Here is a 13,593-nt window from a genome sequence, read left to right as displayed (position 1 = left end):
GCACCCATAACGCTTCCTGACCGCGCCATCGATCCAACGCTTGCCCATGAACGTCCTTCCCACGCGCATTCCTGACGTCGTCGTCCTCGAACCCAAGGTGTTCGGCGACGCCCGCGGTTTCTTCTTCGAGAGTTTCAACCAGCGCGCCTTCGACGAAGCCACCGGCAGCCGCCACGCCTTCGTGCAGGACAACCACAGCCGCAGTGCGCGCGGCGTCCTGCGCGGCCTGCATTACCAGATCCGCCAGCCCCAGGGGAAACTCGTGCGTGTCGTGCGCGGCACCGTCTTCGACGTCGCCGTGGACCTGCGCAGGAGTTCGCCCACCTTCGGGCAATGGGTCGGCGAGGAACTGAGCGAAGAGAACCAGCGCCAGATGTGGGTGCCCCCGGGCTTCGCCCACGGATTCGTCGTGCTCAGCGAGAGCGCGGACTTCCTCTACAAGACCACCGACTACTACGCGCCCGAGCACGAGCGCTGCATCGCCTGGAACGACCCCGGGATCGGCATCGACTGGCGTTTTGCCGGGGAGCCCAGCCTGTCCGCCAAGGACGCCAAAGGCACATCCCTGCGCGAGGCGGAAGTCTTTCCCTGAAGCTTCCGTGCCCGCCCGCTCACGGTCGGGCCGTGGGAGCGAGGGCCCCGCGCACGGCCTCGTAAAGCCGGTCCGAGGCGAACTGCTTGTTGTCCGGGTCGAAGGAAAAGATGTTGTGCCCGCGCGGCACCAGTTCGCCATTCCAGCGCGGCTCCAGGAAGAAGGACAGGAACTCCGCCCCGTGGGCCGCATGGGCCTGCAGGACGCGCCGCATCTCCGTGGCATCCATGGCCTTGAGCGGATGGAATTCGGTGACGCCGTAATGGGCCGTGCCGCTGGCGGCGAGCCAGTCGAAATACGGCCGGCCGTACGTCGGCTCCCCGTACAGGCTCACCCCCAGGCGGATGCCGGTCCGCGCAGGATGCAGCGAGTCCTGGATCGCGAACTTGTTGGCATCCCAGCCGGGATTGGTGAACGGGATGATCTGGTGGGTATAGCGCGGCACGTCCGACAGGCATGACTGCTTCACGATTCCGTCGAAGTAGCGCAGGTAGTCCACGACCTGGCGGGCGCGGAATGCATGCCAGAGCGGGACCAGCGGGTTGTAGTAGTACGACGATGCCTGCGCGGGGAAGTCGATGCTTGCCTGCACCCGTGCGTCCGGCGGCGGGACCGCGGGCGGCAGGGCGTGCTGCGGCATCGGCTTCGGCGTGGACTGCGAGCGGTCCATGATGGCGATCTCGCGCGTTCCCAGGTGCGTCAGCTGGCCAGGGCGGGCTTCCAGGAATATGTCCAGTCGGTGCATGCCGGGCGGGATCCGCCGGAAGTCCAGGTCCAGGCGCCAGCCGGTGTTCGCGTCGCCGAATTCCGGCTTGGCCGCGAGCACGTCCTGCCGTCCCCAATGCACGGTGGTCTGCCCCACCAGTTCTCCATTGCGGTACACATGTATGCGGGCGGGATGCTCCGGCGTGCTGCCAGGCACATACGCCCAGCCGGCCACCGGCAGCGTGCCCTGGGCGAATCCGTCGATGTGTTCCGTGAAGCGGCGCAGGGGCTCCGACCGGATGTCGCGCGACGGGGGAACCACCTCGTCGAACGAGGCGTAGTCGGCGCCGACCACCCGGTTGAATTGCGCGATGCTCCTGAATTCGGCGCGCAGGTAGCGGCGGAAGCCCTCGACGGAAGCCGGGCTGTAATCGGTGATCCGGTAGCTGCCGCCGAATCCCATCCCGGCCTGAAAATTCGGAAACAAATGGTGCAGCTCGCCCAGGAGCGTGATGCCGCGGATTTTCGCGCGGTCTTTCTCGGGAAGCCGGCACGCCGCATCCACCACGGCCCGGACCGCCTCGACCCTGCGCTCGGTCAGCGCATTGCGCGTGGTCGCGAAGGACCAGTTGAAGACCTTCGAATCGTAGTAGTCGTCCATGCCCAGCGGGCCGTCGCGCGTCTGCCCCATGTTCGAAGGATCGGCCGCCAGGACCGGCTCGATGGGGGCCTCGGAAGAGAAGTGCGTCGAGAACAGATACAGGATGGCCGGACGGGGGGTGTCCCGGAGGGTCCGCACCAGGCGGTCCACGATCGCCTGGTCGATCTGCCAGCCACCACCCTGCGCTGGCTGGAACAGCTTGAGCAGGGGTACCGGCAGCGTATAGCCCAGGTCCACGGGGCCGGCCGCTTGCGGCGCGGGTTGCAATGTCCGCAAAGTGGATTCCACCAGCGCAGCCGCCGAGCCCTCCGCGCTGCGACACTGGTCCTGCATCTCGGCGAACCGGCCGGACAGGGGCGGGGAGCCCCAGATGCATGGCTCCAGCACTCCGATCATCGGCGCCAGCAGCATGCGCGCCGCATGCGGCGATGGCGCCTCGGGTTGCATGCGGTGCAGGAGGCGGACCCCCGCTGCCCCGGCCAGGAGCACGGCGGCGGCGGATGCGGCCATCGCGGCGCGCGGCAGGATCGATCGGGACGGTCGGGGCGGGTGCTGGGGCTGCATGCGTTCAGGGTGTGGGCGCGTGGCCTGCGACTGTAAGCCACCGCGGCAGGAGGCGCGCGGCATGCCCGACCCGGCCGGCTACACTTGAGGGCTTCGATCCCGGTTGCCCTGCCTTGCCGGGATCTGCCCCGCATCGAGGGCGTCTTCCTCACGTTCATGACCACCACCATCCTTCCCGACCGTACAGAGCCGACCGTCGATGCCATCGCCGTGCAGCGCCCCCTGCTGGGCGAGTTGCTGGTGCAGTCGGGCAAGCTGAGTGCGCGGGATCTCGAACGCGCCCTTTCGGCGCAGCAGGAAATGGGCGGGCTGCTGGGCCGCGTACTCGTGCGGCTCGGCCTGGTGTCCGAAATCGATGTGATCCAGGCGCTGTCGCGCCAGCTGGACATTCCACTCATCGCCGCCAACGACTTCCCGTCCATGATGCCGGAAGTGGAAGGCCTGCTGCCGGAATTCCTGCACGCGAACAGCGTGTACCCGCTGTCGGTCGAAGACGGTCGCCTGCACGTGGCCATGGCCGTGCCGCAGGATGCCTTCGTCGTGAAGGCGCTGCACCTGGCGACCGGCCTGGCCGTGGTGCCGCGCCTGGCGCTCGAAAGCGATATCGAGAAGGCGCTGGCCGAACCGGTGGAGCAGGCGGACGAAGAGGCGGGCGACGACGGGTTCGGCGATGGTGCCGATGGCGGCGATTTCGTCGAGCACCTCAAGGATCTCGCCAGCGAGGCTCCCGTCATCCGCCTGGTCAATGCCATCATCGGCCGCGTCATCGACCTGCGCGCTTCGGACATCCACCTGGAGCCCTTCGACGACGGCCTGCACGTGCGCTACCGGGTGGATGGCGTCATCCAGCTCGGCGAACTGGTGCCCCCGCGCCTGAGCGCCGCGGTCAGCTCGCGCGTCAAGCTGCTGGCCCATCTCGACATCGCCGAGCGGCGCCTGCCCCAGGACGGGCGCATCAAGACGCGCGTCAAGGGCCGCGAGCTCGACCTGCGCGTTTCCACCGTGCCCACCGTGCACGGGGAAAGCGTGGTCATGCGGGTGCTGGACCGTGCAAGCGTGCGCCTGCAACTGGAGACCATGGGTTTCGAGAAGGACACGCTAGAGCGCTTCAACATGCTGCTGGCCAAGCCGCACGGCATCCTGCTGGTCACCGGGCCCACGGGCTCCGGCAAGACCACCACGCTGTATGCGGCCCTGTCCAAGATCGACGCGGAATCCAACAAGATCATCACCGTGGAAGACCCGGTGGAATACCAGCTGGAAGGCATCAACCAGATCCAGGTCCATCCGCAGATCAACCTGACCTTCGCCAACGCGCTGCGCTCCATCCTGCGCCAGGATCCTGACATCATCATGATCGGCGAAATGCGGGACGGCGAAACCGCGCAGATCGCCGTGCAGTCCGCTCTCACGGGCCACCTGGTGCTCTCCACCCTGCACACGAACACGGCAGCGGGCGCGGTCATCCGGATGAAGGACATGGGCGTGGAGGGGTACCTGATCACCTCCTCCGTCAACGGCGTGCTGGCCCAGCGGCTGGTGCGCTCGCTCTGCAGCCACTGCAAGGAGCCCTATGAGCCCGGCGACGAGGTGCGGCGCAGCACCGGCCTGGGGCGGTTCAGCAGCTTCGGCCAGGCGATCTACCGCGCCGTCGGCTGCGAGCACTGCCGCGGCTCGGGCTACCGCGGGCGTACGGGCATCCACGAACTCTTCGTGCTCGACGAGCCCATGCGCCGCGCGATCATCGACGGCAAGGATGCCAATGCCCTCAACGCGCTTGCGGCGCAGGGCGGCATGCTCAACCTCTACGAGGACGGCCTGCGCAAGGTCGCTGCCGGCGTGACCTCGCTGGACGAGCTGAGCCGCGTGACGCAGGACCAGGGCGATGCCTGATTACGCCTGGCGCGCCGTCGCCGCATCCGGCAAGGTCGTCGAGGGCCGGCAGACCGCGCCGAGCGAGGCGCAGGTTCTCAAGCAATTGCGCGAGCAGGGTCTCACGCCTCTGGGCATCAGCGATGCCGCCGGGGCGCCTCCGGTCGCTGCGGCCTCCACGCGCGGCGCGGTCAAAGGCGTCGCCGCAACCGCTGCTGCCGCGGGCGTGGTCCCTGCGCCCCGCGGGCGCGGCAGCAAGGGCCCCGTCAAGCAGGCGGACGTGCTCGCGCTCACGTCGGAACTCTCCATCATGCTGCGCGCCGGCCTGGCGCTCGACAACGCGCTGCGCGTGCTCATCGACATGAGCCACAAGCCCAGCATGGCCGTCCTGCTGCAGGGCGTGCTCGATGCGGTCAAGGGCGGCACGCCCCTCAGCCGCGCACTTTCGCAGCACCGGGACCTGTTCGGCGACTTCTACATCAACATGATCCGCTCGGGCGAAGCGAGCGGCCAGATGTCCGCCGTGCTCGAACGACTCGTCGCCCACATGGAGCGCCAGCGCGCCCTGCGGGACAGCGTCATCTCGGCCACCATCTATCCGGCCATCCTGTTGGGCGTGGCCGTGCTGTCGCTGATCGCCATGCTGGGCTTCGTCGTGCCGCAGTTCGAGAAGCTTTTCACCGACATGGGCGACGCTCTTCCCTTGCCAACCCAGCTGGTGATGGCCCTGGGCCATGCATTCACCCGCTACGGTCTCCTGATCGGCATCGCGGTGCTGGGGCTCGGACTGCTCGTGCGCCGCTGGGTCACTTCTCCAGCCGGCCGGATGTGGTGGCAGTCTCGCCTGCTGAAGATGCCCCTCATGGGGCCGCTGGCCCTGAAGTACCAGCTGACGCTGTTCTCCCGTTCCCTGGGCACGCTGCTCGGCAACGGTGTGCCGATGCTCACGGCCCTGCACATCGCCACCGAGACGGTGAACAACGCCGTGCTCCAGCAGGCGCTCTCGAAGGTGGCGCCCATCGTGAAGGAGGGAGGCAAGGTGGTGCAGGCCATCACCGCCACCGGCATCTTCGAGCCCATCGCGATCAACCTGATACGGGTGGGTGAGGAGACGGGACGCGTCGGCCAGATGATGCTCGAGCTGTCCAACATATTGAACCGCGAGGTCGAAACCGGTATCAAACGCCTTCTCACCCTGGTCGAGCCCGTGCTCATCCTGGTGCTCGGCGTGCTGATCGCCGCCATCATCGTGTCCATCCTTCTCGGGATCCTGTCCATCAATGACCTCGCCGTATAATTTTCGTTTGTCCAAGGAGTCCTCTTCCATGGCGCACATCCTTGACCGCCGCTCCTGTGGCTCGCCCATGCAACGCAAATCATCCCGCGGCTTCACCCTGATCGAACTGCTGGTCGTGCTGGCCATCCTGACGCTGCTCGCCGGCCTGGTTGGCCCGCGCGTGCTGGGCCAGCTCGGAGGCGCCAAGGCCAAGACGGCCGCCGTGCAGATCGCCGACCTGGACAAGTCGCTGGAACTCTTCAAGCTCGACGTCGGCCGCTATCCCACCACGGAAGAAGGCCTGAATGCCCTGGTCACGCGCCCTGGCTCCGTGAACGGTTGGGCTGGTCCCTACCTCAAGGGCGGCGTACCCACGGACCCGTGGGGCCACCCGTACCGCTACGCCAGTCCCGGTCCCAACGGCGGCATCGAGATCCTCTCGCTGGGCGCGGACGGCGCGCCGGGCGGAGAAGGCGAAGCGGCCGACATCCGCAACAAGCCCTGACGTTTCCGGCTTCCTGCCGTTTGGCCATGCGGCGCGAGCGCGGCTTCACGCTGGTTGAGTTGCTGGTCGTGTTCGCCATCATGGCGCTCGTGGTGGGCCTCACGCCGTTCGCCTTCGAACGCCTGCGCGAAGCTTCGTCCTACCGCGACGCGGTCCGCACCATGTCCAGCCAGATGCGTTCCGCCCGCTTCCAGGCGATGGCCGAAGGCCGCGAGGTGCGCTTTTCGGTCGATCTCCGCAACCGCCTCTACGGAGTGGGCGCCGCCATGAGGCCCTTGCCCGAGCCGCTGCAGCTGCGTGCCATCGTGGCCAACTCCGAGCTGGATCCGCAAAACCGGGCATCCATCCGCTTCCTACCCAGCGGAGGTGCCACGGGCGGCAGCATCGAGATCCTCCGGGCGCCCGGTGTGGGCACGCGCCTGCGGGTGGACTGGCTTTCCGGCCGGGTGACGCAAGAGGCGCTGACCCGATGACCGGGCCCAGGCGCCGTGGCCAGCAGGGTCTCACCCTGCTGGAGTTGCTGGTGGCGTTCGCCATCATGGCGCTTGCCATGGGCATGCTCTATCGCGCCATGGGCGGCTCGGCCCGCAGCGTCGCGGACGTGGACCGCTACCAGCGTGCCGTGGTCCTGGCCCAGTCGCTCCTGGCCCTGCGCGATGCCGTGCCGGAGCAGGGCTGGAACCAGTCCGGCGAATCGGCCGGATACCAGTGGCGCATCGCCAGCGCACCCTATCCCACCGACGTCAAGGGGCCGAACATCCCTCCTTTGCACGAGGTGAGTATCCTCATCTCCTGGTCGGACGGTACCCGCACCCGTACGTTTGAACTCAGCACCCTGCGCCCGCAACGCAGGCTGCCCGAACCGGGGCGCGGCTGATGGAACGGATCTGCCGACGCCGCGAGCGGGGCCGGGGGTTCACTCTCGTGGAACTGCTCGTCGTCATCTCCCTGCTGTCGCTGGTCATGCTGGCCATGGCCTCCGCCCTGCGCACCACGGCGCAGACGGAAGAGCGCGTGGACGCCCGCCTGCGCAAGGTGGACGACCTGCGGACCACCGATGGTTTCCTGCGCTCGGTGCTCGGGCGGGTATCCCTGCGCAAGCGTCCGGGGATCACCAACCTCAATGAAAGCCCGTACTATTTCTTCGGCGGGCCGCAGGAAATGGCATGGGTCGGTGTCATGCCCGCCCGCTATGGCGTGGGAGGGCGTTTCTTCTTGCGTTTGGGGCTGGAGGATGGACCTGCCGGCCAGTCGCTGGTGCTCCGATACCTTCCCTTCGTGGATTCGCCCGTCTTGCCCGATTGGGGGCGGGCCGAGAGCTATGTGCTGGTGCCTGCCATCTCCGGATTCGAACTCCGCTACGAGGATGCGTCGCCGGAGCCGCCACAGTGGGGCGCTCCCTGGACGATCGCCGACCGCCTTCCCCAGCGTGTGTCGGTGCTGATCCGCACCGCCACCGATGCGTGGCCTGAGATCGTGGTACCCATGCGGACGCTGCCCGGCAGCGACCCTTCCATTGGTGGCGCGGTGTTCGGAGGCAGCCGGTGAACCGTGCGCTCCGCTACCGTTCCCGGCGACCTTCCGGCGGCATGGCCCTGATCGCGGTGCTGTGGATCGTCGCGTCCCTCAGCATCATTGTTACCGGAGTTACGCGGACCATTCGCGAAGAGGCCCGCATGATGGCGCTGGCCCGGCAGAACGTCCAGGCACAGGCCCTGGGCGATGCGGCCATCCAGCTGGCCCTGCAGGCCATCGTCGCCAACAACGCGCCCATCAATCGCATGCTGCAGTCGGAAATCCGGTACGGAGGCGTCGCGATGCAGGTGCGGGCCATGCCGCTGAACGGGCTCATCGACATCAACGGTGCTCCGGTGCCTCTGCTGGCCAGGATGTATGCCATCGCGGGTGGGGTGCCTGCCGGGCAGGCGGATGCACTGGCGCAGGCCACCGTGCAAGTCCGCGAGCAGCGCGCCCCATCAGGGCTGCAGGAGCGCTTCGAGGCCGAGGAAGACCTGCTCAAGGTCCCCGGGATCGACTATGGCCTCTATGCTAGACTTTTTCCCCTCGTCACTGCTGACCTGCGAGGCCGTGGGCTGGTGAACCCCTTGGCTGCTCCCGTCGAAGTCCTGACGGTGCTGGCCGGCGGAAACGCAGCCGCAGCCAGTACCATCGCCGCCAAGCGCGACGCGGGTGAGCCGGGGGTGGACACGAGTGCGCTCGACAGCGCTTTCCTCGATAGTTCCTCGGTCCGGCGAATCCGCATGGAGGCCCGGGTTCCCATGCCGGACGGCACATGGCTGCGCGTGTCGCGCAGCGTCGATCTGACCGCACGCGCCCGTGATGGAGCTCCGTGGTATTCCTTCCGCACCGGCTCCAGCGTGGAGCCGGTAGTCCGCAATCCCTGAAAAGCGATGCCCTCTTTTTCTTCTGAAGCCCGTTTTCTGGGAGTCGATCTGCGCGTGCTGTGGCGTGACATCCGCCAGCCCTGGTCGCACATGCACGACTGGCCTGTTTTCGCATGGCTCACTCCCGAGGCGCCGGTGCGTGTCATCCATCCCGATGGCCGGCAGTCCGTCTGGACGGGGCAGGGGCGCTCCAGCGATCGCACGGGTACTGCCAAGCCGCCCTTTACTGCACTGGAGTTGCCTGAGGATCTGGTGCTGCGCCGCTCGCTGGCCCTGCCCCCGATGACGGCCACCGACGTGGCCCATGCATCTTCGCTGGAAGCCCGCTCCATCAGCCCGTTCCCTGCAGGCGATCTGGCCTGGGGCCACTGCGCCCACTGGCTACCTGCCGGGAACGTGCGTGTGGACCTGGTGCTCGTGTCTCGCAGGCAGATTGCGCAGTACATGGCGGACCGGACCGATGTGCTGGCCGGCGCGGAGCCGGAGGTTTGGGTGCGTGCCGCGGATGGAGAGCCCATCGTGCTGGAGGGCTATGGCGAGGGGTTGCGCAAGGCCCATGCAATGCGTTGGCGGCGAACCGGTCTTGCACTGCTGGGCACGATCGGATTGCTGCTGCTGCTCATCGCCGTCACGCCCAGCCTCCAGTTGAGGGAGCGTGCACTCGAAGCTGCCCAGTCGTATGGCGAAGTCGCGCAGCGGGTGGCTCCCGTCGTTCAGCAGCGTGAAGCGCTCATGCAGTCCGCCGAGAAGCTGAACCAGTTGTCCGAACTGGTTTCCAGCCGGATCGAACCCTTGAAGGTGCTCGACCGGTTGACCCAGCTTTTGCCGGACGATACCGCTCTCCAGAGCTTCCGGCTGCAGGGTGCCAAAGTCACGATCGTCGGCATGACGGCCAATGCGTCTGCCCTCATGCAGATCCTGGGCAATGAGGCAGGTTTCAAGGAAGTCCGGGCGCCCTCCGCGGCGACCCGGATGGGCAACTCGGGCAAGGAGTCCTTCGCGATCGAATTCATGCTCGATCCGCAAGTGTTCGGTGCGCCGACCAGCACGCCCGCCAGAGCCGCCGCGTCTTCCTCCGCGGCCCTCCTGCCTGCAGCAGTGCCCGCGTCCGCTCCGGGTTCTGCCGCTTCCATGCCTTTGCAGGCCACCCCGGCTGCCAGTGTCTCCGGCACCGCGCCGGCGGCGGCAGCTCCGCCAGTGGGTGCGTCGGCGCCCCAGGCCAGCTTTGGCGGCGTGGCGACCTTCGGCGGTACCGTGCCCCGGCCGGCAGCGGCGCCTGCGCCGGGCGCCTCTTCTCCTACCGCTGCAGCGACGCGCAACAAACCATGAAACGCATGCCTTCCCGAGAGCGGCTGATGCTGGCCGCCACCCTGCTGCTTGCCCTCGTACCCCTGGTATTGATCGGCTGGTACGTTGCACAGCGCCACATGGATGCGCAAGAGCGGCTGGATGCGCTGGAGCCCCGCCATGCACGCCTGCTGGGCCTGGAGGCCCAGAAGGCTGAAATTGCCGCCGCCCTCGAGAAGGCGGGCGAGGCGCGTGCGCAATACATCTATCCCGCCGGCCAGGACGCGAGCCTGACCGGCAATGCAGCCCAGCAGAAGGTACGGGACATCTTCGGTGCTGCAGGGCTCCAGGTGAGCAGCAGCCAGGTCCTTCCGGCGAAGGAGGACAAGGGCTTCGATCGCATTCCTCTGAACGTGCGAGCCGAGGGAGACCTGCTTTCCGTCCAGAGTGCACTGGCGGTGCTCAACAGCCAGTTGCCCCTGGTTCTCATCGACGACCTCGAAATCCAGGTGAATGCGGGATTCGGCAACGTGGATCCGAAGAACGCGCCGCGGTTGTCCGTTGCGTTCGGCCTGAGCGTACTGAGGGAGCGGTCATGAAGCGCTACTCCCTGCACCTGCTGCTCTGCGTGAATGCCATCCTGGCGCTGGTGCTCCTGTGGATGTGGATCTCTCCGGACGGAACATTGCGCAATGTCCGCTGGCAGCCCCCGGAACCGCGCAAGTCGGACGTCGCAGGCCTGCTGCCCGTGCTGCCTGCCGTCGGCACGGCCGATACCCGCGCCTTCATTGCCATGCTGGAAAGGCCGCTCTTTTCGGCCACCCGTCGTCCGCCGCCACCGCCTCCTCCTCCGTCGGCCAGCGAGCCTCCCCAAGACAACCTTTCCTCGGCTCGCCTGTCGGGCGTTTATTCAGGAGGCGGTGAGGGCGGCGTCATCATCCTGGTGGCGGGCAAGCAGCGGCGCCTGCGCATGAACGACAACATCGACGGCTGGGTACTGAAATCCATCCAAGATCGTGTGGTTTCCTTCAGCCGTGGTGGCGAGACGCGCACGCTGCTGTTGCCCAGGGCTGCCGTGACGGTGTATTCCGGTGCGCCACTTCCTTCCCCGGCCTCCAACGCCGGCCAACCGCCGGCGACGCCTCCTTCCGCGGGCAATCCGCCCCGCCGCGCCGTCTGGGGCGGCACCCGGGCTCCCTGAATTCCAGCGCAGGTGCGCTTTCCCATCTTCTGGGTACGTAAGTCATGATTTCTTATCGATACGCTCTGACCTCCATCGCCATGGCCGTATGCCAGCTGGCGACCGCACAGACCTCCGTGCCCGGTGGCGCGCCTGCCACCAACGTCGTGACCGATCCGGCCGGTGTGCCTGCAACTGTCGGATCGAGTGTCTCCGCCGATGGTGCGGCCTCCGGCAAGCCGGGCAGTGCCTCTGCCACAAGCGAGGACCAGGGCAGCCAGCCCCGCATCATGAAGGGCACCGACAAGGTGCTGGCCGATCCCAAGCCCGTTCCTGCCTTGACCGGGGCGCCCATGACCTTCAGCTTCGAGGAAGCCCCGGTGGCGGAGGTGGTCCGCACGATGCTGGGTGACATCGCGAAGGCGAATTACGTCCTGCACCCTCCGCTGAACGGCACGGTCACGCTGTCCACCCGCAATCCCATTCCTCCCGACCAGGCCATGTTCCTGCTGGAAAGCGCATTGCAGGCCAACGGCCTGGCGATGATCCGGGACGCCCGCGGTACCTACCACGTCGGCCGTCCGGATGCCCTGCGCGCCATCGGCGGAACGCTGCGCCAGTTCCGCAGCGGCGAGCCCCTGCCGCCCGGCAATGGGGCCGTCGTCATCCCGCTGCAGTACATCGGCGCGGCCGAGATGGCCGCCATCCTGCGGCCCATGGTGACGCCCGACGCGATCATCCGGGTGGACAACCTGCGCAACCTGCTGGTGATGTCGGGAACGCGCACCCAGGCGGAGGCCTGGATGGACCTGGTGAATACTTTCGACGTGGACCTGCTCAAGGGCATGTCCGTCGGTGTCTTCCCGCTCAAGTACGCCTCGGTGAAGGAGGTCGAAGCCGCGCTGCGCGTGGTGAGTGGCGGCGGTAGCGCGCCCGGGGCTGTTCCTGGCACGCCCGCAGGTGCTGCCGCGGCGGCAACCGCCGCTGCTGGTGCGAACCAGGCCAATGCCGCTCCCGTGACGCTGGGTGAGGGCAATCCATTGTTCGGCGCGCTGCGCATCATGCCGATCGAGCGCATCAACAGCATACTCGTGGTCACGCCCCGCGCAGCCTACCTGGAAGAGGCCCGCCGCTGGATCGAGAAGCTCGACCAGCCCAGCGACAATGGTGCGGAGCCGCAACTGTTCATCTACCACGTGCAGAACGGCAACGCGAAGCACCTGGCAGGCGTGCTGAGCGGCATCTTCGGCGGCCAGTCCGGAGGCAGCGTCGCGAACAGCGGGGTGGCGCCCGGTCTCGGGGGCATGTCGTCCAATTCGTATAACTCCTCGGGCTTTGGCAATTCGTCCTTCAACAATGGCTTCGGCTCGTCAGGGTTCGGCAACTCGTCCCTCGGCGGAGGCTTCGGCAGCAGCGGAGGCTTCGGCAGCAGCGGCGGTTTCGGTGGTGGCTTCAGCAGCGGTAGCGGCTTCGGGTCGTTCCAGGGTAACCGCGGCAACCAGAACCAGGCGGGCGCCCAGCAGGGCGCGGTCAGCGCTAACCTCGGCGGAGTCCGCCTGATGGCCGACGAGCTCAACAATTCGGTGCTGGTCTGGGGAACGAAGTCCAACTACATGAAAATCGAGGCGACTTTGAAGCGGCTCGACCTGCCTCCGACGCAGGTGCTGATCGAGGCATCCATCGTGGAAGTCACCCTGGACGACTCGCTCCAGTATGGCTTGCAATGGGCCTTCAGCAACAGTGGACCCTCGAACCTCAACGGGGCCGGCCAGTTGCTGACCAACGCTCCTGGCAGTAATTCGTCCATCGGTGCTTCCATACCCACGCCGACCACCTCCGGTTTCTCGTACGCGCTGTCCAATTCACTGGGCAATGTCCGGGTGGTGCTCAATGCACTGGCTACCAAGCGGCTGCTGAAAGTGATCTCCAGTCCGTCGTTGATGGTGCTGGACAACCATACGGCCATGATGAGCGTAGGCAACCAGCAGCCGGTGAAGACGGGAACGCTGACCAGTGCTATCAGTGGAGGCACTTCCGTGGCCGACACGATCCAGTATCGGGACACCGGGGTGAGCCTGGCGGTGACTCCTTCGGTCAATGCCGGCAACCTGGTCACCATGCAGATCGACCAAGCCGTGACGGATGCCGTGGCGGACAATTCGGGTAACGTTTCCCTGCAGCCTGTGTTCCAGCAGCGCCAGATCACGAGCAAGGTGGCCGTGCGCTCGGGTGAAGCCATCGTGCTGGGTGGCCTGATTCGCGATACCAACAATTCGTCCAAATCCGGCATTCCACTGCTTCAGGACATTCCCGTTGTCGGAAGCCTTTTCAGCAACAACGGCAAGACGGGTACTCGTACGGAACTGCTGGTGGTGATCACGCCCAAAGTGGTGCGGACCGACATCGACATCCGCGAGGTCAGCGATGAACTGCGCGACCGCCTGAAGGGGTTGCAGATCATCGAGTTGAAGGAGAACGGACGCACCCCTGCGCCGTCGGGTACGTCTACAACGATCCAGCCATTGCCTCCGCAGTGATGGATTCAC

Annotated in this window: 13 protein-coding genes; 12 read left to right on the top strand and 1 reads right to left on the bottom strand. The window is 66.8% G+C overall.

The window, feature by feature from the left end; all coding sequences use genetic code 11:
* Positions 1–46 precede the first annotated feature (46 nt).
* Positions 47–592 (top strand): dTDP-4-dehydrorhamnose 3,5-epimerase, encoded by a 546-nt coding sequence (rfbC, locus tag ACAV_RS20000; RefSeq protein ID WP_013596396.1) that lies wholly within the window; start codon positions 47–49, stop codon positions 590–592.
* Between the two features lie 19 nt (positions 593–611).
* Here rfbC and ACAV_RS19995 read toward each other — a convergent pair whose 3' ends face one another.
* Positions 612–2,522 (bottom strand): hypothetical protein, encoded by a 1,911-nt coding sequence (locus tag ACAV_RS19995; protein ID WP_244875492.1) that lies wholly within the window; start codon positions 2,520–2,522, stop codon positions 612–614.
* A 156-nt stretch (positions 2,523–2,678) separates the two neighbouring features.
* Here ACAV_RS19995 and gspE point away from each other — a divergent pair, with 156 nt between their 5' ends.
* From gspE to gspD, 11 genes are read left to right on the top strand one after another with little or no spacing between them, the layout of a single operon-like run.
* A complete protein-coding gene (gene gspE, locus ACAV_RS19990) occupies positions 2,679–4,415 on the top strand; it encodes a type II secretion system ATPase GspE (protein ID WP_013596394.1) in 1,737 nt (578 codons plus the stop codon).
* Positions 4,408–5,691, top strand: coding sequence for a type II secretion system F family protein (locus ACAV_RS19985; RefSeq protein ID WP_013596393.1), 1,284 nt, complete (start codon positions 4,408–4,410; stop codon positions 5,689–5,691). The genes gspE and ACAV_RS19985 overlap by 8 nt, the downstream gene beginning before the upstream one ends.
* A 28-nt stretch (positions 5,692–5,719) precedes the next feature.
* Entirely contained in the window at positions 5,720–6,175 is a 456-nt protein-coding gene (gene gspG / locus ACAV_RS19980) for a type II secretion system major pseudopilin GspG (protein WP_013596392.1), read from the top strand.
* A 26-nt stretch (positions 6,176–6,201) separates the two neighbouring features.
* Positions 6,202–6,648: a type II secretion system protein gene (locus tag ACAV_RS19975; RefSeq protein WP_013596391.1), complete on the top strand. Its 447-nt coding sequence runs from the start codon at positions 6,202–6,204 to the stop codon at positions 6,646–6,648.
* The gene (locus tag ACAV_RS19970; protein ID WP_013596390.1) at positions 6,645–7,052 is read left to right on the top strand and encodes a PulJ/GspJ family protein; all 408 of its coding nucleotides are present in this window, start codon (positions 6,645–6,647) and stop codon (positions 7,050–7,052) included. The genes ACAV_RS19975 and ACAV_RS19970 overlap by 4 nt, the downstream gene beginning before the upstream one ends.
* On the top strand, positions 7,052–7,723 hold the full coding sequence (locus tag ACAV_RS19965) for a prepilin-type N-terminal cleavage/methylation domain-containing protein (RefSeq protein ID WP_013596389.1): 672 nt from the start codon (positions 7,052–7,054) through the stop codon (positions 7,721–7,723). Before ACAV_RS19970 ends, ACAV_RS19965 begins: the two co-directional genes overlap by 1 nt.
* A 41-nt stretch (positions 7,724–7,764) precedes the next feature.
* The gene (locus tag ACAV_RS19960; protein ID WP_049791151.1) at positions 7,765–8,580 is read left to right on the top strand and encodes a general secretion pathway protein GspK; all 816 of its coding nucleotides are present in this window, start codon (positions 7,765–7,767) and stop codon (positions 8,578–8,580) included.
* Positions 8,581–8,586: 6 nt separating this feature from the next.
* Positions 8,587–9,909 (top strand): PilN domain-containing protein, encoded by a 1,323-nt coding sequence (locus ACAV_RS19955; protein WP_244875491.1) that lies wholly within the window; start codon positions 8,587–8,589, stop codon positions 9,907–9,909.
* A gap of 26 nt (positions 9,910–9,935) precedes the next feature.
* The gene (gspM, locus tag ACAV_RS19950) at positions 9,936–10,466 is read left to right on the top strand and encodes a type II secretion system protein GspM (RefSeq protein WP_244875490.1); all 531 of its coding nucleotides are present in this window, start codon (positions 9,936–9,938) and stop codon (positions 10,464–10,466) included.
* On the top strand, positions 10,463–11,068 hold the full coding sequence (locus tag ACAV_RS19945; protein ID WP_013596385.1) for a type II secretion system protein N: 606 nt from the start codon (positions 10,463–10,465) through the stop codon (positions 11,066–11,068). The genes gspM and ACAV_RS19945 overlap by 4 nt, the downstream gene beginning before the upstream one ends.
* A gap of 44 nt (positions 11,069–11,112) precedes the next feature.
* Positions 11,113–13,584 carry a type II secretion system secretin GspD gene (gspD, locus tag ACAV_RS19940; protein ID WP_013596384.1) on the top strand — a complete coding sequence of 824 codons (2,472 nt, stop codon included), beginning with the start codon at positions 11,113–11,115 and terminating at the stop codon, positions 13,582–13,584.
* Positions 13,585–13,593: the final 9 nt, after the last annotated feature.

This window comes from Paracidovorax avenae ATCC 19860 (assembly GCF_000176855.2).
Lineage (GTDB): Bacteria > Pseudomonadota > Gammaproteobacteria > Burkholderiales > Burkholderiaceae_C > Paracidovorax > Paracidovorax avenae.
The sequence above is the reverse complement of the archived record's forward strand: the minus strand, read 5'-3'. Positions and strand labels throughout refer to the sequence as shown.